Here is a 22707-nt window from a genome sequence, read left to right as displayed (position 1 = left end):
GTCTCAGCCCTTCCGCCGTCCCCGCCGCGCCGGGGTCAACAGCGTGCGGCCCTCGTCCTCGTACCCGGCGTCGAAGCGGGCCAGGTGGGGTTCCAGGGTCAGGCTGCCCTCGTCCATGCGCGCCACACTGCCCCACTCGCGCCACAGTTGCAGGACGCCGGACAGCAGCTTCTCGCCGCCCTGCTTGCCCTGTTCGCCCCAGCGGGAGCGATATTCATCGCGCACGCCGTCCAGCAGGGTGTACAGGCGGGTCTGCGAGAGGGTCAATCGGCCCTGGGCGTCGGGCGTGAGCTTCCCAGCCTCCACCTCGGCGCGGACGGCGCGCAGGAGCAGCAGGGCGGCGGCTCCCGGCACGCTGCGGCCCGGTGCCCAGCGCGCGGCCAGCCCGTGCGTGACGCCCTCGCGCAGCAGCAGGGCGTAGGGGCCGTGAACGTCCAGCGTCCAGCCCAGGGTGCGCTCGACTTCGGCCAGTTCCGGCACCGTTTCGGCTTCTGCCAACACGGCGAAGGCTCCTTCGTCCTGCGCCCGCGTCAGGGCCGGGCCGCACAGCAGGGCGCGCACGGCCCGCTGCGCCGGGGTCACGGGCAGCGGCGGCGGCAGGCTGATCAGGTACGGCGCGGCGGGGGTGAATTCCAGCAGCGCGCCGCCGTCGGGCAAACCCTCGTCCGCGCCGCCTTCCCAGCGCGAGGCGTCCTCGTCCAGCACGCGCAACGCGCCCACCTCGGCCAGCGTGCGGATGGCCTGGAGGAGGGCGCGGCGGTCTGCCAGCACGCTGAAATCCAGATCACCCGCGCCCGGATTGGCCGCGATGGCGGCGGCCAGTTCCGAGAGGCTGAACTGCGCCACCTCGCCCAGCCGCACGCCCAGGTATTCGTGATACCACAGCGTCCAGACCACCAGCGCGGCGGCGCGCGGGGATTTCAGACCGTCCCAGGCACGTCCGCCCTCGGGAAAGGGGGGCGGCAGCACCAGCCTCAGCACGCCGGGGCCAATTTGCACGGTCAGCGCGGCGGTGCGGGCAAAGAAGGCCCGCAATTCGGTGCGCCAGGCGTAGGTTTCGCGGAAGCCGTCCATGCCCTCGGTGAGCAGCGGCGTGCCCAGCAGCGTGCGGGCGGCCTGGGTCAGCGCGGTGGGCACACTCTGGATGGATGCTTCGGGAGCGGACAGGTAAGAAGCGGTCACCGCACCCCCTCCGACTGGCCCAGCAGCTCCAGCGCCGCGCCGCGCTCGATCCACAGCGTTCCGTCCGGCACGCGCAGCAGAGCGGGGGAAGAGGTCAGCGATACGCGCACCTGATGGCCCTGCGGCCCCGGCGTCAGGCCCGCGCCGCCCTCAGCTCCGTTTTCTGGGTCATGGGCGGCATGAAGGCCCGCCGAGAGCCACGCCAGCACTTCGGGCAGCATGGCAGCGTCGGGGAGGATCAGGCCGTCCAGATCCAGTTGCCCGTCCTCGAACAATTCCAGCAATAGCCTCTGGCGGCGGCGTTCGGCTTGCAGGGCGTCCCTCGCGGCGCGTTTGGCCTCGCGGCTGACCTCACCGACATCCGCGCTGAAGCGTTCGGCCACCTTGCCCTTTTGCACCGCAGACAGCAGCACCGACTCGGTGGGCGTGGCCCAGGCATCGTAGACGACCTGTGCGGGAGGAACGCCAGGGGCGTGCAGCGGCGCGGACAACCCCAGCGCGTGCGCCAGTTCCTCGCGCGCCGTGGAGGCGTCGGGCAGGTCAACCAGGTGGGCGGCCAGTTCCGCCAGCACCCCGGCGCGGCCCAGGCCCAGTTCGCGGGTGCGGTGAACCGCGTCCACGAAGGCCAGCACCCGCGACACCGCCCCGCGCAGGGCCACCACGCCGTATTCCAGGCCGTCGCCCTGTTCGGCGCGGCGCGAGAACCAGCCCAGCAGGCCGTCCCACTCGCGCACTGTTATACGCTCGGCCCCTTCCGCGTCCAGCACGCCCGCGCCGCGTGTCAGGCGGCCCGCGCGCACCCCGGCCACTGTATTCAGCAAACGTGAACGGAGATCAGGCGACAGCTCCTGCAAGCCTGCGCGCAGGCGGCGGCCCGGCCCGGCCAGCTCGGCGGCCAATCGCTCCACATACGAGCGCACCGCGTCCTTGAATTCCAGAAAATCGTCCAGGGCTTCCAGGCTCAGCTTGCGCTCCAGGTTCAGGGCCAGCAGCCGCACGTCGCCCGAAAGCGCCACGAAATCGCGCACGAGGTTGGCCCAGCTCGCCTCCAGCTCGTCGGGGTGCAGCTCCGGGGCGCTCAGCAATTCGGCCAGATGCGCCCACTGCCGCTCCATGCCGCTGACGATCCCGGCCCCCACCGCCACGGTTTCCTCGGCGGCGTCCAGACCCGCGTCCAGAAAGCCCTCAATGGCCAGGCCGCGCGCCGTGGCGTAATACAGGTCACGCTTGCGGGCGTACTCGGCCAGCGAACCCACCCGGCGGGTGTCGCGCCGCCGCCCCAGGTTGCCCCAGGCCACCAAGGCGTCCAGATCGAGCAGCAGCGCTTCTGGGGTCAGGTCAAGGTCTGAATCCTCGATTCCCGCCAGCACCTCGTCGGGCGGCAGGGTGTGCTGCTGCTTCAGGTGCGCCTCGTAGAACAGCCGCATCAGCGCGCGGTACGTGGGGGCCGAGGGCGCGGTCAGGTACGCGAATTCACGCAGGGCAGACAGCATCGGGGAGGAGTATAGCGGCAGACGGAGAAACGGATTCTCGATTGGCCCGCTCTCCATGCGTTTTACACTCAGCCATGACTGACCCGCCCCCCACCATCCGCCCCGCCGTCCCCGCCGACGCCCCGGCCATCGCCCGCATTCACGTCACCAGTTGGCGAGAAACCTACGCGGGCCTGATGCCTGACGAGTTTTTAGAGCGCATGACGAGTGAGGAAGCGCGTCAGCAGCGCGAGGCAAACTGGGAACGCACCATCTCGCGAAAGTCAGAAACGGTGCTGGTGGCTGAGCAGGACGGGGAGGTGGTGGCCTTCGCCTCGGCTGGCCCGGCCCGCGATCATCCCGGTTTTGAGATGGAATTGATGACGCTGTACGCGCTGAAGTCAGCGCATGGGCACGGGCTGGGAAGGGCGCTGTTCGGGGAGATAGTGCGGACGCTGAAGGCAGACGGTTTCCACAATCTGGCCCTGTGGGTGCTGGATGCCAACCCCACGCGGCAGTGGTACTTGCGCCAGGGCGGACGCGAGGCGGGCGAGAAGACCGAGGGGGAACTGCGCGAGGTCCGAATCGTCTGGGACACCCTGCCGGGCTGACGCCGCAGCCTGATCGCTGCCAACCGCGCGCCCCGCCGATGTGTCAACATCATTGCCCAGTCTGCCCATGACCGATCCCTCCCTCCTCCAGCCCCCCTCCCCCAGCGTGATTGCCCTGATCGGCGCACCTGCTGCGGGCAAAAGCACCTTCGCGGCGCAGCATTTTCAGCCCGCAGAAGTGCTGTCGGGCGACTTTTCGCCGGAGCTGGAGCGCCGACTTTCACGCGGCGAACTGAGCGTGATAGACGCCCCCCTGACCCGCCCCGACGAACGGCGGCGCGTGCTGGAGGCGTCGCGCGCCCACGATCTGCCCGCCGTCGCCATCGTTCTTGATCTGCCCAGGCAGGTGCTGGAGGAACGGGCCACGCGTCTGGGACTGGACCCCGCCACCATCCTCCCCGAGTTTGCCGAACTGCGGCGCACGCTGGGCGGCTTGCAGAAAGAGGGCTTTCGCCAGGTGTGCGTCCTGCGCTCGGTGGCCGAGATCGACGCCGCACAGATCAGACGCGTGCCGCTGCCGCCGGATCGGCGCGATTTGCCCGGCCCCTTCGATTTCATCGGTGACGTCCACGGCTGCCTGCCCGAACTGCTGGAGTTGCTGGCGAAACTCGGCTACAGCCTCAGCGGTTCAGAGGTCACGCCGCCAGCGGGCCGCACCGCCGTCTTTCTGGGCGACCTGACGGACCGGGGGCCAGACAGCGCGGGCGTGCTGCGTCTGGTCATGGGCATGGCGGCGTCAGGCGCGGCGCTGTGCGTGCCGGGCAACCACGACGAGAAACTGGCCCGCGCGCTGGACGGCAAGGCGGTCAGGGCCATGCACGGCCTGGACGGCACGCTGGCGCAGATGGACGCGGCGGGCGCAGCGTTCAGGGCACAGGCCCGCGCCTTTATCGGCAGCCTGCCCAGCCATCTGGTGCTGGACGGCGGGCGGGTGGTGGCAGCCCACGCCGGACTGCCTGGGAAGTATCAGGGGCGGATAGCCAGCCGGGTCCGCAGTTTCGCGCTGTACGGCGATGTGGACGGCAGCCGCGATGAACTGGGTCTGCCCATTCGCCGTGACTGGGCTGCCGAATATAACGGGCAGGCCATCGTGGTGTACGGTCACACGCCCGTCGCCGCGCCCGTCTGGATTAACCGCACGGTGGACATTGACACGGGCTGTGCGTTCGGCAACGCGCTCACGGCGCTGCGCTATCCCGAACTGGAATTCGTCAGCGTCCCTGCCCGCCAGATTTACACGCCGCCGCCCCGCCCTCTGCCCTTGCTGGGGCCGGGGACTGGGACGCCGGAGTTGAGTTAAATCACCCCTGGCACGAATCGCTTGGTCCGCTTGCAATAGGCCGCGTAGTCGGGAAAGCGCACCAGCAGCGCCTTTTCCTCACGGGCAGATTTGAAATGGAACAGCGCAGCGAGGGCGGCAGTCCAGCCCAGCGCCCCCCAACTGCCCCGCAAAATGCCCCAGCCCAGGCCCAGCGCCAGCAACCCGCTGTAAATCGGATGGCGGACATGGGCGTACAGCCCCGTCGTCACCAGTTGCGCCGTGTCCAGCGGCTCCGGCAGGGGGCTGAGGTTGCGGCCCAGACCACGCCCGCCACCCGCGACGACTGCGCCGCCCAGAGCCATCAGGGTCAGCCCAGCCACCTTCTGAACGACGCCAACGCTTTTACGCTTCCGTCCACCCAGCGCCACCAGCACGATCAGCACGAATTGCGCGGCCACCAGATCGCCGCCGCGCTGGCGAAAGTTCTGGAGGCGGGTGGGTGGGGTCATACGCGAATCCTACCCCGCCGTCACCACGCCGTCGCGCACGCTCAGGCGGTAGTTCGCCAGCGCTGCCACCTCCAGATCGTGGGTGATGAGGACCACGCGGCGGCCCTCGGCAGCGGCCCTGGTCAGCAGGGACAGCACCAGTTCTCCGGTCTTGCTGTCCAGATTGCCCGTCGGCTCGTCGGCCAGCAGGATGCCGGGATCGCGGGCCAGGGCGCGGGCAATCGCCACACGCTGCGCCTCGCCGCCCGAAAGCTGGTTGGGCAGGTGTCCGGCGCGGTTTTCCAGGCCCACCAGGGCCAGCAATTCCCGCGCCCGCGCCCGACGTTCTTTCGGTGGCAACCCCGCCAGCGTCAGCGGAAACTCCACATTCTCCTGCGCGCTCAGAATGCTGACCAGATTGTGGTTCTGGAACACGAAGCCGTAGTGCGCCAGCCGGAAGTCGGCCCGCGCGGGTTCGGAGAGGGTGGTCAGGTTCACGTCGCCCACCGCCACATGCCCGGTGCTGGGCGAATCAAATCCGGCCAGGAGGTTCAGCAGGGTGCTTTTGCCGCTGCCAGATGGCCCCACCACTGCCGTCATGCCCGGCGGAAAGGTGTGCGTGAAGGGGGCCAGAGCCTGCACCTGCCCCTCGCCGCTGGGATAGACGCGCGACAGGTTTGCAACGTGCAGGGGCGGCGTACTGGTGGCCTGAGCCTCGGCTTTTTCCCTCGTTGCGACAGTCATCAGACCCTCCCCAGCGCTTCGGTGATGTTCAACTTACTGGCGGTGCGCGCGGGCAGCAGACCCGACACCAGCCCCAGGAACAGACTGATGCCCAGCGCCAGCAGCACCAGCCGGGGCGTCAGCGCGGCGGCGTCAATTCCGGCCAGTTGCTGGGTGTACAGGTTGACGCCCCAGATGCCCACCAGCCCCACGATCACGCCGCCCACGCCGCCCACCAGCGACAGCAGCAGCGATTCGCTCAGCACCAGCGCCCGCACGAAGCCGGGCCGCGCCCCGATGGCCCGCAGCGTGCCAAATTCGCGGGTGCGCTCAAACACGCCCATCATCACCGTATTCGCCACCGCCAGCCCGCCCACGATCAGCGAGATCAGCGAGATGCCGAAGCGCACCGCGTCACTGATCTTCAGCGCCCGCTCCACGAAGCTCAGGAAGTCCGACTGGGTAGAGGCTTCCAGGTCCAGTTTCTTGGACAGCGCCGTGGCCACCTCACGCGCCTGTCGGGGGTTGTCCAGCTTGACGGCCACCAGCGAGACGCGGCCCTCTGCACCCTCCGACTTTTGCAGGGTGTTCAGCGGCAGGAAAATAAAGTTGTCCACCAGCCCGGATTCGGGGGCCAGCACGCCCACCACCTTGGCCTGATTGCGGCGGTTGAGGTTGAGGGTGCTGCCCACCTTGAGATTCAGGTTCTGCGCCGCCTTCGCGCCTGCAATCGCCACCCCCTTGCCCTCGTCGGCGGCAGTGAAGGCGCGGCCCTGCGCTTCCGATGAATTGGGAAACACCGCCCCGATGCCCTGCGCGGCGGGCAGGCCATACAGCACGACGCTCTGCGACACGTCCAGGCTGCCGCGAATGGTCATCACCACCGGGGTCACCGTTTTAATTCCCAGTTCGGGGGCCAGTGCCTGGATGTCGGTCACGGCCTTGTCGGGCAGGTTGGGCTGCGGCGCAAAGCCCTGCGTGAAGCCGCTCAGGCTGACCTGAATATCCGGGCCGATGCCGCCCAGTTGCTCCACAAACACCTTGCGGATGCCCTCGCCCAGCGACAGGAAAATGACCATGCTCGCCACCGCCACCGTGATCCCCAGCGCGGTCAGGCCCGTCCGCACCCGCCGCCGCGTCAGCCCGCGCCAGGCCAGTCCCCACAAATCCGTCCATTTCATTGCCCTCAAGGTACGCCCCAGGGGCCGGGGCAGATGGTACGCAGTGCGGAGGTGTGGGGAAAGGGGGATTGGGGGGCAGGGGCGGGTGGTTGCGGTTTAACCCCTCTCCTGCGGAGCTGTACCAGCCAGTCAGCTTCGCTGCCAGCTCCCCTCAAGGGGAGCCAAGAGGGGCAATTAACCTTGCCACGCAGAAATCTCCTTGCCTCCCCTTGAGGGGAGGTGCCCCGAAGGGGCGGAGGGGTTAAACCGCAAGCTGCCAACCCAAAACCCCCTCTCATCCCCCCCCGCTACCCTTCCCCCATGTTTCGGCACACTCTCCTTCTCTCCTTACTTATCGCTGCCCAGGCCGGGGCACAGACCCTTCTCCCGCTGGATTCACGGCCCGCGACACGGGTGCTACCTGCCCTGATCGCGGGCCTCGGCGGCGGCACACCCCACGTTCCGCCCGCCGTGCTGCTGGGCAACGCTGGACAGGAGGCCAACCCGGCGCTGCTGGCCGCGTGGCTCAGCACCCAGCCCACGGACGGACCGCTGATCGCCTCACTGGACGCGCTGGCCTACGGCGGGCTGGTGCAGTCGCGCAAGAGTCCGCTGACGGCGGCGCAGGCGCTGACCCGGCTGGAGCCTCTGCGCGAGTGGCACAAGCGGACCGGGCAGCCCATCCTCGCCTTCATCACCCTGCCGCGCGAGCCGGACGCCACGGACCGCGCGCGCAATCTGGACGTGGCGCGGACCATGCTGGACTGGGCGGCGGCGGGAGACTTTGCCCAGTTGGACATCACCTGGGACGACGCCCTGCCCGGCAGCCCGGCCCCGGCGGAAGGTGCGGCGCTGGCAAAAGCGGCGGCAGACAGGGGCCTAGCGAACGTGCGCGTCTACCCTGGCGCGGACGAGGTGCTGTCCATGCTGGTGGCCCGCGCACTGGCCCCCCAGAAAAAGACCGTGCGGGTGGAATACAGCGACCCGAAAGCGGCGCAGGCGGTCATCAAGTACGAGGGCATTCCACTCACGCAGAGCGCGGCCAACCACGCGGCGGGCAGCGGCTTCACGGTCACGGAAGAGGCGAACGCCGATCTGACCCTCTACGTGTTCAATGGCGGCGATCCACGCAAATCTGCCCTGCGAATCAGCGCGTTGCTGCGGCGCGGGCCGGTGGCGGTGGCGGACGTGGAAAAGGTCAACCTAGGCAACTCGCGGCTGTGGGCCGATCTGACCACCCTGCGCCAGCACGCCAACCTGCGCGCCCTGGCCGCCTGGGGAACGCCGGGCAACAACCTCGGCTCGGCGCTGGCCCACGCCAAGCTGGCCCTCAACAATCCCGATCCGCTGCGCCAAGACGCCCTGCTGGCCCGCGAGTACGCCAATGACGTGATCTACAGCACCGAACTGCGCGCCGCACTTCGCAAGGCCGTGCCGGAAAAGGAGCTGGACACACCGCAGGGACAGGCCGAACTGCTGAGGCTGGCGCAGTCCTACTTTCCGCTGCGAATCGGCAACGAATATGTGCTGGAGGACGCCGCCCTGCCCTGGGGCCGCTCCTTCGAGTGGGATTTTGATTTGCAGGCCCGCTGAGAATCTAGCCCCAGTCGGCGGGACTGCTCAATTACGGGCCGCTCAATCGCGTGGCCCCAGCAGGGCAGCCGGGCCAGCCCGCAGCAATTCCAGGGTATCGGCCAGTTCCAGGGGCCGGGCGAACAGGTAGCCCTGGCCCCAGCGGCAGCCCATGCGGATCAGGTGGTCGCGCTGCGTGGCCGTCTCGATGCCCTCGGCGATCACGTCCACATCCAGGGTGCGGGCCAGCAGCAGCACGGTCTGCACCAGCTTGGCGCTGACCAGATCCTCGCCCAGGCGGGCGATGAAGGCCCGGTCCACCTTCAGGGCGTCCACCGGAAAGCGGTGCAGGAACGCCAGACTGGAATGCCCGGTCCCGAAATCGTCGATGTGGATTCGGACACCCAGGTCGCGCAACTCGGTCAGGGTACGGGCGGCCTCGTCGATATCCAGGATCAGGGCGCTCTCGGTGACCTCCAGGTGCAGCCGCGCGGCGGGAAAGCCCGTATCGTCCAGAATCCGGCGCACCGTCTGCGCGAGGCCGGGGCGCAGGAACTGCCGGGTAGACACGTTGACCTGTAGCGACGGGAGCTGGGAGGCAACCGCGCCAGCCGGATCAGAGCAGGCCGACTGGAAAGTGCGGCAGGCAGCCTCCAGAACGAAGGCCCCCAGCTCGGAGATGATCTCCAGTTCCTCGGCCAGCGGCACAAATTCGTTTGGCGGGACCGCTCCGAGTTGCGGATGCTGCCAGCGCAGCAGGGCCTCGTAGCCGCCGATCCGGCCCGTCTGGATGTCCACGATGGGCTGATAGACCAGCCGCATCTGGCCGCGCCGCGCCGCCTGCGCCAGATCCGCCTCAAGCTGAAGCTGGCGCAGGGCGGCGGTGTGCATCTCGGGCCGGAAGGTCACCACCGGGCGGGACGGGTCACGCTTGGCACGGTACATGCTCAGGTCGGCGTCGCGCAGGATGTCGGCGGGCGAGCCGTGGTGCAGCTCACCCGGCGCGACGCCGATGCTGACGCTGACCCCCACAGAGCGGCCCTGGACCGTGAACGGCGCGATCAGGCGGGCCTGAAGGCGCGCGGCGGCGTTCTCCACCGGTCTCAGGTCACCCGGCGGCAGCCCGCACATCAGCACGGCGAACTCGTCGCCGCCCAGCCGGGCCACCAGCGCGCCGTCCATGCAGGCTTTCAGGCGCTCGGAAAACGCCTGGAGCAACTGGTCCCCGGCGGTGTGGCCCAGGCTGTCGTTGATCACCTTAAACCGGTCCATATCCAGGTACAGCACCGCGTAATCTGGCCGTCCGGTCTGCTGGGCCAGCGCCATCTGCTCCTCCAGGGCGCTGTACAGGCGGTCGCGGTTGAACAGCCGGGTCAGCGAGTCGTGGGAGGCGGCCCACAGCAGCCGCGCCTCGGCTTCCTGCCGCGCCGTGACATCCCGCGACGAGGACAGGAACTGGTACGGCACAGACGGACCCGCCCGCCCCTCCCGCTCCAACTCCTCCGACTCGATGCGGCTGATGCTGGCCTCCAGGGTCAGGTAATGGCCCTTCTGGTGGCGCAGTCTGATCAGGATGGTCTGGCCCGGATGCTGGCCCAGTTCATGCAGGCGGCCCCGGTCTTCCGGGTGCATCAGGGCTTCGGGAGAAGTGCCGATCAGTTCGGCTGGCAGGTAGCCCAGCAGTCCGTGGACACTGGGGCTGACATAAATGAAGTTGCCGCCGGGCCGGTGCAGACAGACCAGATCGTTGGTGTACTCGGCCAGCAGGCGGTACTGGGCCTCGCGTTCCCTGACCTGCGCGTGCAGCCACGAGCGTTCCAGCACCTGTTGCAGGTAGCCGCCCACCGAGCCGATGATCTGGGCGTCCCACTGCCCGAGCGGCTCGGCGCTGCCGAAGGTCTCGACGTTCAGGACGCCGATCACCTGCTGGCCACGCAGCAGCGGCACGCACACCTCCGAGGTAATACCGGGCAGGGCCAGCAGCGCGTCCGGGTCCCGGCTGAGGTCCGGGATCCACTGGGTCTCGCCGCTGCGGCAGGTCCGGCCCATCACGCCCCGGCCCAGCGGCAGGCGCTCAATTACCTCGGCGTACCCCACCTGATCCTGCATGGCCAGCACGTCCCCGTCCAGCAGGTACACGCTGACATGCGAGTACCCGAAGGTCTCACGCAACCCACGGGTCACCGCCCGGACGCTCTGGGCGGTGTCCAGTCCTGTGCCGAACGAGGTCCGCAGGCGGTGCAGCAGGTCCAGCGCCCGGCGCTGCCGCTCGGTGTCGGCATGCAGCCGCCCGCGCTCCAGGGCCTGCCCCAGCCAGGTGCCCAGCGTCGCCAGCGGGCGCAGGTCCTGCATGCCCAGATGCCGGGACTCGCATTCCACGTCCAGCACGCCCACCACGCGTGTGCCGTCCAGCAGCGGCACGCAGATCTCGCTGATCACTCCCGGCAGCATGGAGATGTAATCGGGGTCCTGAGTCACGTCCGGGACCAGCGCGGGCTGACCACTGCGGGCGACCCGGCCCGCCACGCCCGTATCAACCGGGTGTCGGGTGTCCCACTGGCCCTGCCCGGCGCTCTCGCGCAGGACCAGCACGCCCCCCCCCAGCACGCCCCCCTCCAGCATGCCGATGGCCACATGCTCGACCTCCATCAGCTCGTGAACGGCCCGCGTGACCTGCTCGAACAGCTCCTGCTGGCTGCCCGAGTGCGCCACCGCCCGCCACGCCCGCTCCAGCAACTCCACCTCGCACTGCGCGGCGTTCAGGGCGCGGTTCAGGTCCAGTCGGTGCAGCGCTGCGGCCAGCAGCCCGGCCTGGGCCTGCGCCAGTGCCAACAGTGGCGCGGGCGGCAGCGCGTCCACCGATTGGACCGCAGCCCCGTCCACGGGTTCGAGGTCCAGATGTAGCGCCCCGCGCACCACCCCGCCCACCTCGACAGGGACGGACAGGGAGAGCGAAGGCTGGGAAGTCACTGCGCCGCTCAGCACCTGCACGGCGTCCGGTGCCAGCAGCGCCGCGTAGAGACTGGAGGCGTCGAACAGGCGCTCAGGCTGCGGCAGGTGCGCCAGCAGTTCGGCAGCGCGGCGGCACAGGGCCAGCGACGTGGCCGTAATGGGCACCGGGGCAACTTGAGCGCCAGCCTGGGGAGATACAGGGCCAGCCTGGGCCATCAGCGCGAAGGTGCCGCTCTCGCCAGTCAGGAACAGCCGCGCCGCCACCACCGATTCCAGCTCCAGCATTCCCGCCAGCGGCCCCAGCAGGATGTCCGGCGCGGACCCGGCCCCCGGTCCCGTCATAGTGACGGCAATATCCGTCTCTTGTCGTCGGGGAGGAAAGATCGGCGGGTGAGGATGCATGAGAATCTTCATGTATGGTAGCGCACCGCTCTTTCTGAACAATCACCGCCTTCCAAGTAATCAATGCGGTGCGGGCAGGAAAGACTCAGGACGCGTGTCAGGAATCCACTGCTAGCGCCCGCGCGTCGGCACTTTTTTCTCCACGCTCAGCAGCAGTGCCGCGCCGATCACCAGCGCCGCGCCCAGCAGGGCCAGGGCCGCCAGACGTTCGCCGAACAACAGCGCCGCCAGCCCTGCCGCCACCACCGGCTCCACGCTGGCGATCACGCTGGCGCGGGTGGCGTTCAGGCGGCGCAGGCCCGCGCTGTACAGCAGGTACGCCAGATAGGTGGACAGTACCGCGATGCCCGCCAGCCCGCCCCACGCGGAAGCTGACTTGGCCGCGAATCCCGCCGGGGCCACGAAGGGCAGCAGCCCCAGCGCCCCCACCGGCAGCGCCACCCCCAGCAGCGCCGGGGTGCTGTAGCGGTGAAAAAATGCCTTGCCGTACAGGTAGTACAGGCTGTAGGTAAAGCCTGCCGTCAGCCCGAAAGCCAGCGCGGGGACCGTGACATTCACGCCCTGCCCACCGCCCAGGCTGATCAGGGTGATGCCCAGCAGCGTTCCAGCAATCGCCAGCCACTCGCGCCCGCCGGGTTTCTCCTTCAAAAAGGCCCAGCCCAGCAGCGCCACGAAGGCCGGGGCGGTGTACAGCAGCACGGAAGCCAGGCTGGCCCCGCCCGCCCTGACCGCCAACTGATACGTGCCGTAAAAGATGCTGACCCCAGCAATCCCGAAAGCCGCCGTGATGCACAGGTCACGCCCACGCGGCAGGCGGCTGCGCGTCAGCAGGGCGTGCAGGGCGTACAGCGCCCCGCCCAGCAGCGCCCGCCAGAAGGCCACTTCCAGCGGGGCCACCCCCTCCGCCTGCACGCCCTTGCCGAAGATGCCCAGCAGGCCCCACAGGCACGCGGCGGCCAGAATCAGCAGCGGCGCGGGAACAGCCGGGCGGGCCGGGAGTGCAGTCTCCGCACTCATGGACGGGTCACCTGCGCCGCCAGATCGCCACCGTGGCGGCTACGGTGGCCAGCAGGGCCAGCCCACCCAGCACCGCCAGGATCAGGCTGGCGCGGTCCCGCGTGTCGCCCACCGGGGCCAGGGTGCCGTCGGTAAAGGCGCGGGTGTCCCCGGCGGGGGCCAGCACATCCACGGGTGTGGGCGCGTCCGCCCGCCCGGTCTGGAGGCTGCCGGGGCCAGTGCTGCCCGTGGGCTTTAGGACCCCGCCCGCCGACAGCGGGCTGTAGACGCTGCTGGTCACCCAGTACGCGTAACTTCCAGCGGGCACGGCGGCGTCGATGACCAGTCCGGTGCCTTCGATCTGCACGGTGGGTGCGGTCAGGCGCTCGGTCTGCTCCCCGGCGTCGTCCGTTCGCTCCAGCGTGCTGCCGTAACCGGTCACGCGCAGGTGATAATGCCAGCCCCCACTGCGCGCCCGCAGGCCGGTGTCCGCCAGCGCCGTCTGCCCGCCCGGACCTGTCTTGATAAAAATGTCGGTGACCCCTGCCGAGAAGCCCGACGGCGCATTCCAGGGGTTGCCGATCTGCCCGAAGCTGACCGTGAAGCGCATTCCCGTGGCCTGTGTTGCCACGGTCTGCGGCGCGGCACTGAACGAGCGCAGATCCAGCGCGTCCTCGGTCACGGCGGGCTGGCGCGGCAGGATGTAACCGCCATCCCCACGCGCGTCCCCCGCCGGATCGGGAACGGTCAGCAGCGAGGCGGTGAGCAGCAGCAGCAACAGCACAGGGGGAAGTATAGAGGCGGGGTACGAAATGCGGGGCCAGGACCGGACTGAACCGAGAGAACCAGAAGCAGGGCAGGCTGCGCCCGCCACCCCCGCAAGGAGGGAGGGGCTAAAGATCAAGGAACTGGCACTTCCATAGATGTCAGTTAAGTAGCAACCGAAGGCCGTCGGGCGCGTAGCGGACGGGCCGCATTCAGCGTAACGGAGGAGGGCGTCAGACCCGGATGCCGCCGCCCTCTCCCACCGATAACGCCCAAAAACTCGTGCCTAGCGCAGCGCTGCTCCCCCTGCCCCTCTGGGGTAGGGGGCTGGGGGGTGGGGGGGGCTGCCCGAAAAACACAGCAGCCCCCTACAGCCGAACCAGATCGTCCCGGTGGACCGCTTCCGGCCCGTAGGTAAAGCCCAGCAGCGCCTCGATCTCGCGCGAGTGATGCCCGGCGATACGCCCCAGATCGCCCGAGGCATAACGCGTCAGCCCACGCGCCAGTTCCGCGCCGCCAGGGCCGATCAGGCGGATGGTCTGACCGCGCACGAACTCGCCCTCCACGCGCCGGATTCCAGCGGGCAACAGGCTGGAGCCACGCTCGGTCACCGCCCGCGCCGCGCCGTCGTCCAGATGCACGCGGGCAGGGCTGATCTCGGCTAGAATCCAGCGCTTGCGGGCTTCCAGGCGCGAGCCAGCGGCCAGAAAACGCGTGCCCAGCGCCTCGCCGCCCACGATGCGGGCCAGCGCGTCGGGCGCGTCGCCGGGGGCGATCACCACCGGGGTTCCGGCGCGGGTGGCGATCTCGGCGGCCTGGATCTTGGTGTGCATGCCGCCCGTGCCCCGGTGGGAGCCTGCGCCCCCGGCCCGCGCCCAGACCTCCGGCGTAACGCGCTCCACCACGGGAATCAGGGTGGCGTCGGGATCGGTACGCGGGTCTGCGGTGTACAGGCCCGGGGCATCGGTCAGGATTACCAGCAGATCGGCGTCCACCAGATTTGCCACGAAGGCCGAGAGGGTGTCGTTGTCGCCCACCCGGATCTGTTCCAGGGCCACGGCGTCGTTCTCGTTGATGATCGGCAGCACGCCCCGGCTCAGGCAGGCGTCCAGCGTGGTGCGGGCATTCAGGTAACGGGTGCGGTCCCGGAAATCGTCGGCGGTCAGCAGCACCTGCGCCACGTTCACGCCGTACAGCTCGGCCAGCAGGGCGTACAGGTGCATCAGGCGGCCCTGACCCACCGCCGCCAGCAATTGTTTCTCGGCCAGCGTGCGGTCACGCGGCGGAAAGGCCAGGGCCTCCCAGCCTGCCAGCACCGCGCCGCTGCTGACCAGCACCACCTGATGCCCGGCGGCCTGCACCGCCACCATGCCGCGCATCAGGTCCACCAGACGCGGGCGGCTCAGGCGGTCCCCCCCCGCCGTCAGGACGCTGGTGCCGAGTTTCAGGACGACGCGCATGGGAGGCAGTGTACGGGTCAGAGGGTCAGCAGATCACCGGGCTACCTCGCCCCTTCCCCAAAACGCACCAGATGCGCCTGCCGTCCCGCCGCTGCCCGCAACGCTCCTGGCGACAGCACGGCGTCCCGGAAGGCGTCGATCAGTGGCGAAGCCTCCTGCTGACCCCGGCGGGTCACGCTGCCGATTTGCCTCCACAGCGGCGTGGGCAGTGGATAGGCGCGCAGATTGGGCGGCAGAGGCACGAACACCAGACCGGTCAGCACCGTGAACCCGTGTCCCTCGGCCACCCGGCCCAGCGCCACCTGCGGGTCCTTGAGACGCACGGCGGGCGTGGGCGGCTGCGAATACCGGGCCACATGCGCGGCGATAAACGGGGCACAGTCCTCCTCGCAGACGATATACGCGGCGCGGTGAAAGTCGGCCCAGGTGCGGATGGGTGGAGCGTAGGCAGACGCGATGATCAGGTATTCGTCGGCCAGCAGTTCGCGCGTGTCCAGTTCGGGGTGCATCGGCAGGCGGCCCAGGCCCAGATCGGCCTTGCCCGCCCGCACCAGCGCCTCGATCTCGTCATGCTCGCCGGAGGTGTCGCGCACCACCACCTCCACGTCCGGGTACAGGTGACCAAAGGCGTTCAGCGCCGGGGTGATGAACTGCCGGATCACGCTGCGGCACGACACCACGCGCAGGGTGCCGCCGAGTGGAGCTGGCAGAAGGGTCATGGCGTGCAAGGCGTCGGCGGCATTGCGGGCGTGGGCCAGCACCCGCGCGCCCGCCGCCGTGGGCCACGCGCCGTGGCGGCCCCGCTGGAAAATCCGCAGGCCCAGCACCGTCTCGGCGGTCTGCACGGTATGGCTGACGGTGGACTGGGCCAGCCCCAGCCGCAGCGCGGCCTCGCTGAAGCTGCCCGCCTCGGCCACGCCCAGTAGCACGCTGAGGTGGGCGCTGCCCAGTGCGGGTAACTGGGCAGGCAGAGCGGGACGAGGGGGTGGTTCGGCAGTCATGGCCGCAGTCTAGGGGCTTCCATCGAATTTCTCGATACAAGGTCCGGGGAGCATCGGCTCTCTGCGTTGTTCCTGCCCAGTCACGGACGCAGAATGCACGGAACACCCCTGCTGACCCGCCCTTCAACTGTTCCGATCTCAGGAGGCCATTCCATGTCCAGATTCCCGGCCCACCCCCGCCTGATTTTCCTGTGCGCCGCCCTGCTCGGCAGCGCCCATGCAGGCGGCAACGAAGCCCCGCAGGCTTTTCAAACCCTATCCCCGCCCCCCGCCGAGGCCGCGCGCCCGTTGCGCGAGGTGCAGATTGCCGCCGCCCCGGACGGCTCCCTCGTGCTGGCGCTGCTGAACGATGCCGGGCAGGCCGACAGCGGCAAGGGCTTTTACGAATCGCGCAAGGTCCGGGTGTGGCGCAGTACAGGAAACGGCTGGGAACTACTACGCGGCGGTCTCCCCGGCGGCGTGCTGAATTACGACGTGCCGCGTCCCGCCTCCAACATTGATCTGGCGCTGGACGGCGGGGGCACGCCGATCATGGTCTGGAACGAGAATTACGGCGACAACGACGTGGTGGTCTTCCGCGCGTATCAGGAGGGAAACTGGACCCGGTGGCAGCCGCGCTATCTGGGCGACGATCTGCCCTACGCGGCCCGCACCCGCTCGGTGGTGGCGCAGAACGGCGAACCCGTTTTTGCGTGGGGCGAGTCCCTCCGCAATCCCTACGGCAGCCGCCTGAGCGTGCGCCGCTGGGACCCGGCGGCAAAAACCTGGACGCGCAGCCCGGCCTTCAACCAGATCAGCGTCTTCTCGCGCACGCCTGCGCTGGGGCTGAACGGGGCGGGGCAGCCCACCGTGGCGTGGCTTCAGGGCGAGGTGCTGGAGAGCAACGTCTTCGTGAAACGCTGGAACGGCGCGGCCTGGGAAGCGCTGGGCGGCAGCCTCAACCGCACGCCGGACCGCTATCTGGCCTCCACCCGCCTGAAACTGGACGCCCAGGGACAGCCCACCGTGGCGTGGCTGGAGGACCTGAATGGCAAGGACGCGCTGTACGCCTCGCGCTGGGACGGACAGAAATGGCAGGCGCTGGGCGGTCCCGTCAGTGCGAACTATGCCGCCGCCCCCGCCCTGGCGCTGGACGCGAATGGGCAGCCAATTCTCGCCTGGGTAGAGGAACGCGCAGGAGCCGGGCAAATTCACCTGGCCCGCTGGAATGGTGGACGCTGGCAGGATTCCAGCGTGCTGAATCTGGACCCCCACCACGACGCCCGGTCTCCCAGTCTCGCGGTACTGCCGGACGGAGAGATCGTGCTGGCGTGGCGCGAGGACATGAACGGCGTGTACGGCGTGCAGTTGCGGAAGATCGGGGGGAAGCCCTGATCTCAGAGCCTCTCCCTGACCCTTATTGCGTGTTCAGGAAGTCCAGAATGGCCCGCGCCAGCCCCTGCGCGACCTTTTCGCGGTAGGCCGCCGTCGCCAGCCGGGGTCCCTCGCTGGGGCTGGAGCCGAAGCCGATCTCGGTCAGGATGGCGGGGGTGGTGGGGTTGCGGATCACGTAGAAGGCGTCGGTCTGCACGCCCCGGTTGACGGCCCCGGTGTACTGCACCAGCCGCGACTGCACCTTCTGGGCCAGTTGGCGGGAGAACGACAGCTTGGCCTGCGCCACGATGTCGCCCAGCAGGCCCTGGGCGCTGTTCGCCGCCTTGCGGGTCAGCTCCTGGCCCACGCTGCCGCCGCCGTTTTCCTGCACGGCGCGGCTGCGGTCACTGCCCGCCAGCGGCTGCCCGAAGTAATACGTCTCGATGCCCTGCGCCGACGCTCCGCCCGCATTGACGTGAATGCTGATATACGCGCTGACCTTGCCGGTGGTGGCCAGCCGTGAGCGGGCGTCAAGATCGGTGCGCTTGTCGGCGCTCAGGTCCGTGTCGGCGGTGCGGACCATCACCACATCCACGCCGTGTTTGATCAGTTCGGCGCGGGTTCGCAGGGCCACGTCCAGTGTTATGTCCTTCTCCTTGAGCCACTGGCTGACCATGCCGGGATCGACGCCGCCGTGCCCGGCGTCCAGCACCACGCGGGGGCGGGTGACGGTGGTCGATACCGCCGGTCTGCTGGAGGTGGAAGCCGCCCGGACCGATGCCTGCGCGGCGGCAGTGGTGGGCACGTCGATCACCAGCCGCGCTGCCGCCGTTCCGCTTCTGGGCAACACGCTGACCCGGGTCCTGGCCGCACTGACACCCCCCGCCAGCGTGAGCGTGACGGTCTTGCCCGACACGTTGTAGAACTTGACGCCCGCCGCGTTTAAGGCTCCCTTTTCAGTCTTGAGGGTGGTGCTGAGCCTGACGGTGACGCTGTGCGCCGCCGTACTGACCCTGGAGGTGGCATTGCCCGGCAGCGCGAACACCAGCCGCGTAAAACCGTCGTGCGATCCCACACGCGGGGCGGCGTCGGCGCGGGGCAGAACCAGAAAGGCACACAGCAGGGCGACGATCTGAAGAAGCCGGGAGGAATGCGCGGCCCCCTGGTTCACAGCACCCTTATGGGCTGGACTCTGGCCGACTGGACCACGGCGAATTAGACCCCGGCGAACTGGGAACGGAAGAGACAGTAGAGATGAGGAGATCACTGCCCCGGAGTGTAACGCCCCCGTCCTGATCGGCGATTGAAAGCCCATGAGAGCGCGGGGACACCGCTCCGGCACCTGAATCAGGTCTGACTGGCCCACTCACACCGCTCAGGCACGGGCCGTTACGGTGGAACGATGAAATTTCCCTCCTCCTCGTCCCTGCTGGCCGCCACCGCACTGGGTCTGCTGACTCTGAGTCCCCTGTCTGGCGGGCAGGCCGTGAACTTTGGCGGGCTGAACGTCACGCCGCGCGGCCCACAGAACCTGAATCTGGAGACTGGCGTCACTGAACTACCGCAGGGCGGCACCGCCACCGACAGCAAGGGCGGCCTGAAACTGGTAGCCGGGGCGATGACCCTGAATCCCGGCAAGATCCTGACCGCCCAGAACGCCGTCCTGACCACCAAGCAGGGCGGAACACTGCGGGCCACGCAGGTGATCTATGACCTCAAATCCTCCACCGTGACCGCCACGGGCAGCGTGACCTACAACGACGCCCGCTTTAAAAACCTGAGTGCCCCGCGCGTGATCCTGAATGTGGGCAGCGCTTTCGTGACCGCGCTGGGCGGCGTGAAGGCCGACGTTCCCGCCCTGAGCGGCGCGGCGCTGGTCTTCGATCTGAACACCATGCAGGCCGTGCTGACCGGGCCGTACACCGCGAAACAGGGCACGCTGAATGCCTCGGCGGACGCGGCAGGACGGCTGCTGCTGGTCTTCGGGGGCAATCAGGTGGTGCGCTCCTCGACCAGCCCGGACGCGGCCACGCTGGGACGCTTCACGCCTTACCTGCACTAAAGGTTGTGGGGCGTAGGCTGTGGGTTGCAGGGAGGACAGGGACTGTGAATTCAGTCTCGACTTTTCATCCACAGCCTGACAGAAGCCGAAAACCTGCGTCTGGCACCCATCTTTCCCCACACCCTACAACCCACAACCCTCTACGCGTTCGGCTTGAGCAGATGCTCCAGGCAGTGGCCGTAGCTGACACCCTGGCGCGAATCGGCCACCAGATCGGCCACGCTGAACTCCTGCAACACGCCCAGCATGGCGTCGCGCATGCGGGTGTAGACGGTGGCGCGGACGTGGCACCTGCCCTCCTCCGGGCAGGACTCGTGCCAGTTGAGGCTGATACAGCTCAGCGGCGCAACCGGGCCGTCCACGGCGCGCACCACCTCGCACAGGCTGATCAGGGCGGGCTTGCGGGCCAGCGCGTAGCCGCCGCCGATGCCCTTCTTGCTTTTCACCACGCCCTTGTTGCCCAGTGCCGCCAGGATTCGCACCAGATACGGGCGGTGAATCCCGGTGGCCTCGCTGATTTCCTCGCTGGACACCCAGCGCGCGGCGTCCCCTGGCCCCGGAGAATGGGTCCCCAGAAAACCCAGGGCCTGAAAGGCGTACACATCGGTGGCCGAAAGGCGCATGGAGACAGTCTAGAGCAGATGTGATGGAAGCGGCTGTCTGGACCGCTCCTGTCAGTCCCCAAAGTGACCTTGCAGGTACGCCAGCGCCACCGGATCGAACTGCCCGCCCGCCATCCAGCGCTCTTCCAGATTCTCGGTGCCGTACAGCGCCCAGGCGGCGGCCTCGGTGGTGGCGTCCCAGGGACCGTCCGGCAAACTGGGGGCGTGGCCCTGCCGAATCAGCACGCCCCGCAGCCAGTTCAATTCCCCGGCGGTCAGTTCACGCGTCTGCGCTGGCCTGCCGAACAGCAGATCAAAGGTGTCCAGCAGGCGCTCCAGCTCGGCGCAGGGTTCGGCGTGATCGTCGGCACGCAGATTCACCCAGTCGTCCGTGAGACCGCCATACCCCCGCCCCGGCCCGGCACACAGCAGCGCGGCGGACTGGCGGCCCCGTTTGTCGCCGCCCGCACGGTCCCCGGCACGCAACGCGGCCAGCAGACGGCGCGGCAGGGGCTGGCCCGCCGCCGCATTCCAGGCCGCGTGCATGGCTGGGACCACCTCCGGTCCGGTCAGGATGTTGCCCTGGATCGCCACGTCCGCCCCGGCCATTCCCCCGGCCCAGGCGTGGCACTGCGGGCCAGTAAAGGTGACGCTCTGTCCATCCGCGCCCACGATGCCGAACTGGCGCTGGGCGATGCCGGAATCCTCGGCCTGGAAACGGGCGCTGACCTTCTGGGGCGACAGACCTTCCAAGAGCAGGCGCAGCCCGTCGGGGCCGAAGTTGGGGTTGACGTAACTCTGGGTGGCCACCGCACCCACGCCCGCCCGCACGAACGGCACCAGCGCGCCCACCGCCAGAAACCTGCTGGCCACCGCCACGCCGATGTCCCCGGTTGCCGCGTCGCGCCCCACGATGGAAAAGGTCATGCGGAAAGCTAGCAGGCTTTACGGTAACGGGGTGTTGAAAGCGGCCCTGAACGGCAATCGGACCCCCAGCGAGCATCCCCGAATTCCCGTCACGCCTCAGCAACTGGCCGGGGCGGCGCGTGAGGCGGTGGAGGCGGGCGCGGACGCCCTGCATCTGCACCCCCGGAATGCGGCGGGGGCGGAAAGTCTGGAGACAGAAGCTGTCGCGCATGCCCTGAACGCCGTGCGCGCCGCATGTCCGGGCGTTCCCGTGGGCATCTCCAGCGGCTGGTGGATTCTGTCGGACGTAGAGGCCAGACTGGCCGCCGTCCGCGCCTGGACGGTGCTGCCCGATTTCGTTTCCGTCAACTGGCACGAGGATCAATCCCCCGAACTGGCCGAACTGTTGCTTGAACGCGGCATTGGCGTAGAGGCGGGACTGTGGACGGCGGAAGCGGTGCAGACCTTCCTGGACTGGCCCCGGCGTGACGAGGTGCTGCGCCTCCTGCTGGAACTGCCCGACAAACCCATCCGCGATTACAAGGCCGAGTTGAGGGAGATGTTCGCCCTGCTGGACGCCTCCGATCTGGACAAACCTACCGTGCTGCACGGCCTGGGCGAGAGTGCCTGGCCCCTGCTGCGCGAGGCGGGGCGGCGCGGCCTGAGCGCCCGCATCGGCCTGGAGGACACCCTGCTGCTGCCCGGCGACTTTGATGCTGCCGACAACGCAGAGCTGGTGCGTGTGGCGCGGGAAATACTGGGGTGAGGGGCTTCGCCCCGTCAAACCGTCTAAAAGTCTAACCGTCTGACCGCTCAACAGCTCGGCGGTTTGACGGTTGGACCGTTAGACGGTTTGACCCCTGATCCCTCACAAGTGTTACCCTCGCCACGATGCTCACCTTTGCCCAGGCCGTGACCGAGCGCACCCGCCGACTGAACACCCGCCTGTGCGTGGGCCTGGACCCGCGCCGGGACGCCTACCGCGACGCCACCCACCTGAAAGCACACACGCTGGACGTGCTGGAGGCGTGCGCCCCGTATGCCGCCTGTATCAAACCGCAATTTGCTTTCTACGAGGCGCTGGGGCTGGAAGGCTTCGGCATTCTGGAGGAGGTCTGCGCCGCTGCCCGCACGCTGGGGCTGCCCGTGCTGCTGGACGCCAAACGCGGCGACATCGGCAGCACGGCTGGGGCCTATGCGCGGGCGTGGCTGACCGGGCGGCACGCAGGGGCGGCGCTGACGGTCAATCCCTTTCTGGGTTTTGAAACGCTGACCCCCTTCGTGGACACGGCGCAGGCAAACGGCGGCGCGGTGTTCGTGCTGGTCAAGACGAGCAATCCCGGTCAGGCCGACTTGCAGGGCAGCGGCGTGAGCGAGCGGGTGGCGGTGGAAGTGGCCCGCCTGAACGCACAGGAACCAGAGGGCGAATACGGCAGCGTCGGCGCAGTGGTGGGCGCGACGCATGCCGCAGATCTCGCCACCTTCCGTGCCCTGATGCCGCGTGCGCTGCTGCTGCTGCCCGGACTGGGCGCACAGGGGGCCGCCGCCACCGATTTGCAGGGGGCTTTCCATGCGGGCGGTACGGGCGCACTCGCCAGCGCCAGCCGGGGCGTGCAGTACGCGGACGGCCTGAGCGTGGCAGCCAGTGTGGAGGCGGCGAAAGGGTTCAGGGATGAGCTGAATGGGGTGCTGGAGCTTTAGGCCCGCCCTTTTCTCCTCTTTTGAGTACAGCCGCTGGC

At 68.8% G+C, this 22707-nt stretch carries 20 protein-coding genes; 7 read left to right on the top strand and 13 right to left on the bottom strand.

Annotated features, from left to right (window positions below; genetic code table 11):
• Positions 1-3 precede the first annotated feature (3 nt).
• Positions 4-1182, bottom strand: a complete 1179-nt coding sequence (locus BOO71_RS10615; protein ID WP_075832115.1) for a DUF2398 family protein — start codon at positions 1180-1182, stop codon at positions 4-6.
• Positions 1179-2675 carry a DUF2397 family protein gene (locus BOO71_RS10610; RefSeq protein WP_175607424.1) on the bottom strand — a complete coding sequence of 499 codons (1497 nt, stop codon included), beginning with the start codon at positions 2673-2675 and terminating at the stop codon, positions 1179-1181. Before BOO71_RS10610 ends, BOO71_RS10615 begins: the two co-directional genes overlap by 4 nt.
• A 74-nt stretch (positions 2676-2749) precedes the next feature.
• Here BOO71_RS10610 and BOO71_RS10605 point away from each other — a divergent pair, with 74 nt between their 5' ends.
• Positions 2750-3265 carry a GNAT family N-acetyltransferase gene (locus BOO71_RS10605; protein ID WP_075832111.1) on the top strand — a complete coding sequence of 172 codons (516 nt, stop codon included), beginning with the start codon at positions 2750-2752 and terminating at the stop codon, positions 3263-3265.
• Positions 3266-3332: 67 nt separating this feature from the next.
• Entirely contained in the window at positions 3333-4565 is a 1233-nt protein-coding gene (locus BOO71_RS10600; RefSeq protein WP_075832109.1) for an AAA family ATPase, read from the top strand.
• On the opposite strand, the gene BOO71_RS10595 is transcribed toward BOO71_RS10600, so the two are convergent.
• From BOO71_RS10595 to BOO71_RS10585, 3 genes are read right to left on the bottom strand one after another with little or no spacing between them, the layout of a single operon-like run.
• Positions 4562-5035: a methyltransferase family protein gene (locus BOO71_RS10595; protein ID WP_075832107.1), complete on the bottom strand. Its 474-nt coding sequence runs from the start codon at positions 5033-5035 to the stop codon at positions 4562-4564. The genes BOO71_RS10600 and BOO71_RS10595 overlap by 4 nt on opposite strands.
• Positions 5036-5044: 9 nt before the next feature.
• A complete protein-coding gene (locus BOO71_RS10590) occupies positions 5045-5758 on the bottom strand; it encodes an ABC transporter ATP-binding protein (protein WP_083653332.1) in 714 nt (237 codons plus the stop codon).
• Positions 5758-6918: an ABC transporter permease gene (locus BOO71_RS10585; RefSeq protein ID WP_075832105.1), complete on the bottom strand. Its 1161-nt coding sequence runs from the start codon at positions 6916-6918 to the stop codon at positions 5758-5760. The genes BOO71_RS10590 and BOO71_RS10585 overlap by 1 nt, the downstream gene beginning before the upstream one ends.
• Positions 6919-7218: 300 nt before the next feature.
• On the opposite strand from BOO71_RS10585, the gene BOO71_RS10580 reads away from it, so the two are divergent.
• Positions 7219-8490, top strand: coding sequence for a DUF4127 family protein (locus BOO71_RS10580; RefSeq protein ID WP_075832103.1), 1272 nt, complete (start codon positions 7219-7221; stop codon positions 8488-8490).
• Positions 8491-8532: 42 nt separating this feature from the next.
• Here BOO71_RS10580 and BOO71_RS10575 read toward each other — a convergent pair whose 3' ends face one another.
• From BOO71_RS10575 to BOO71_RS10555, 5 genes are all read right to left on the bottom strand, one after another.
• Positions 8533-11835, bottom strand: a complete 3303-nt coding sequence (locus tag BOO71_RS10575; protein WP_083653331.1) for an EAL domain-containing protein — start codon at positions 11833-11835, stop codon at positions 8533-8535.
• Positions 11836-11934: 99 nt separating this feature from the next.
• Positions 11935-12840 (bottom strand): DMT family transporter, encoded by a 906-nt coding sequence (locus tag BOO71_RS10570; protein WP_075832099.1) that lies wholly within the window; start codon positions 12838-12840, stop codon positions 11935-11937.
• Between the two features lie 7 nt (positions 12841-12847).
• Entirely contained in the window at positions 12848-13603 is a 756-nt protein-coding gene (locus tag BOO71_RS10565; RefSeq protein ID WP_075832097.1) for a glucodextranase DOMON-like domain-containing protein, read from the bottom strand.
• A gap of 349 nt (positions 13604-13952) precedes the next feature.
• Positions 13953-15044 carry a glutamate 5-kinase gene (gene proB, locus BOO71_RS10560; protein ID WP_075832094.1) on the bottom strand — a complete coding sequence of 364 codons (1092 nt, stop codon included), beginning with the start codon at positions 15042-15044 and terminating at the stop codon, positions 13953-13955.
• A 41-nt stretch (positions 15045-15085) separates the two neighbouring features.
• On the bottom strand, positions 15086-16045 hold the full coding sequence (locus tag BOO71_RS10555; RefSeq protein WP_075832091.1) for a LysR family transcriptional regulator: 960 nt from the start codon (positions 16043-16045) through the stop codon (positions 15086-15088).
• A gap of 153 nt (positions 16046-16198) precedes the next feature.
• Here BOO71_RS10555 and BOO71_RS10550 point away from each other — a divergent pair, with 153 nt between their 5' ends.
• The gene (locus tag BOO71_RS10550; protein WP_075832088.1) at positions 16199-17419 is read left to right on the top strand and encodes a hypothetical protein; all 1221 of its coding nucleotides are present in this window, start codon (positions 16199-16201) and stop codon (positions 17417-17419) included.
• Positions 17420-17441: 22 nt separating this feature from the next.
• On the opposite strand, the gene BOO71_RS10545 is transcribed toward BOO71_RS10550, so the two are convergent.
• Entirely contained in the window at positions 17442-18569 is a 1128-nt protein-coding gene (locus tag BOO71_RS10545; protein ID WP_368482873.1) for an N-acetylmuramoyl-L-alanine amidase, read from the bottom strand.
• Positions 18570-18800: 231 nt separating this feature from the next.
• Between BOO71_RS10545 and BOO71_RS10540 the strand changes: the two genes are divergently transcribed.
• Positions 18801-19460 carry a hypothetical protein gene (locus tag BOO71_RS10540; RefSeq protein ID WP_075832086.1) on the top strand — a complete coding sequence of 220 codons (660 nt, stop codon included), beginning with the start codon at positions 18801-18803 and terminating at the stop codon, positions 19458-19460.
• Between the two features lie 140 nt (positions 19461-19600).
• On the opposite strand, the gene BOO71_RS10535 is transcribed toward BOO71_RS10540, so the two are convergent.
• Both BOO71_RS10535 and BOO71_RS10530 read right to left on the bottom strand, forming a co-directional pair.
• Complete coding sequence (locus BOO71_RS10535; protein ID WP_075832084.1) at positions 19601-20083, bottom strand: Rrf2 family transcriptional regulator; 483 nt, start codon at positions 20081-20083, stop codon at positions 19601-19603.
• Positions 20084-20134: 51 nt separating this feature from the next.
• Positions 20135-20989 (bottom strand): DUF1028 domain-containing protein, encoded by an 855-nt coding sequence (locus BOO71_RS10530; protein WP_075832082.1) that lies wholly within the window; start codon positions 20987-20989, stop codon positions 20135-20137.
• Positions 20990-21020: 31 nt separating this feature from the next.
• Between BOO71_RS10530 and BOO71_RS10525 the strand changes: the two genes are divergently transcribed.
• Positions 21021-21734, top strand: coding sequence for a 3-keto-5-aminohexanoate cleavage protein (locus tag BOO71_RS10525; RefSeq protein WP_254843116.1), 714 nt, complete (start codon positions 21021-21023; stop codon positions 21732-21734).
• A 125-nt stretch (positions 21735-21859) separates the two neighbouring features.
• The gene (gene pyrF / locus BOO71_RS10520; protein ID WP_075832078.1) at positions 21860-22669 is read left to right on the top strand and encodes an orotidine-5'-phosphate decarboxylase; all 810 of its coding nucleotides are present in this window, start codon (positions 21860-21862) and stop codon (positions 22667-22669) included.
• The last annotated feature ends 38 nt before the right edge of the window (positions 22670-22707 follow it).

Source organism: Deinococcus marmoris (assembly GCF_001949125.1).
Lineage (GTDB): Bacteria > Deinococcota > Deinococci > Deinococcales > Deinococcaceae > Deinococcus > Deinococcus marmoris_A.
Note: the sequence above shows the minus strand (reverse complement) of the source record. Positions and strands in the feature narration are given on the sequence as shown.

Bases quoted from the DNA above. Each gene is read 5' to 3' on its own strand.
- BOO71_RS10610 (WP_175607424.1), bottom strand. From the start codon at position 2,675: ATGCTGTCTGCCCTGCGTGAATTCGCGTACCTGACCGCGCCCTCGGCC.
- BOO71_RS10605 (WP_075832111.1), top strand. From the start codon at position 2,750: ATGACTGACCCGCCCCCCACCATCCGCCCCGCCGTCCCCGCCGACGCC.
- BOO71_RS10600 (WP_075832109.1), top strand. From the start codon at position 3,333: ATGACCGATCCCTCCCTCCTCCAGCCCCCCTCCCCCAGCGTGATTGCC.
- BOO71_RS10595 (WP_075832107.1), bottom strand. From the start codon at position 5,035: ATGACCCCACCCACCCGCCTCCAGAACTTTCGCCAGCGCGGCGGCGAT.
- BOO71_RS10590 (WP_083653332.1), bottom strand. From the start codon at position 5,758: ATGACTGTCGCAACGAGGGAAAAAGCCGAGGCTCAGGCCACCAGTACG.
- BOO71_RS10585 (WP_075832105.1), bottom strand. From the start codon at position 6,918: ATGAAATGGACGGATTTGTGGGGACTGGCCTGGCGCGGGCTGACGCGG.
- BOO71_RS10580 (WP_075832103.1), top strand. From the start codon at position 7,219: ATGTTTCGGCACACTCTCCTTCTCTCCTTACTTATCGCTGCCCAGGCC.
- BOO71_RS10575 (WP_083653331.1), bottom strand. From the start codon at position 11,835: ATGAAGATTCTCATGCATCCTCACCCGCCGATCTTTCCTCCCCGACGA.
- BOO71_RS10570 (WP_075832099.1), bottom strand. From the start codon at position 12,840: ATGAGTGCGGAGACTGCACTCCCGGCCCGCCCGGCTGTTCCCGCGCCG.
- proB (WP_075832094.1), bottom strand. From the start codon at position 15,044: ATGCGCGTCGTCCTGAAACTCGGCACCAGCGTCCTGACGGCGGGGGGG.
- BOO71_RS10555 (WP_075832091.1), bottom strand. From the start codon at position 16,045: ATGACTGCCGAACCACCCCCTCGTCCCGCTCTGCCTGCCCAGTTACCC.
- BOO71_RS10550 (WP_075832088.1), top strand. From the start codon at position 16,199: ATGTCCAGATTCCCGGCCCACCCCCGCCTGATTTTCCTGTGCGCCGCC.
- BOO71_RS10540 (WP_075832086.1), top strand. From the start codon at position 18,801: ATGAAATTTCCCTCCTCCTCGTCCCTGCTGGCCGCCACCGCACTGGGT.
- BOO71_RS10535 (WP_075832084.1), bottom strand. From the start codon at position 20,083: ATGCGCCTTTCGGCCACCGATGTGTACGCCTTTCAGGCCCTGGGTTTT.
- BOO71_RS10530 (WP_075832082.1), bottom strand. From the start codon at position 20,989: ATGACCTTTTCCATCGTGGGGCGCGACGCGGCAACCGGGGACATCGGC.
- pyrF (WP_075832078.1), top strand. From the start codon at position 21,860: ATGCTCACCTTTGCCCAGGCCGTGACCGAGCGCACCCGCCGACTGAAC.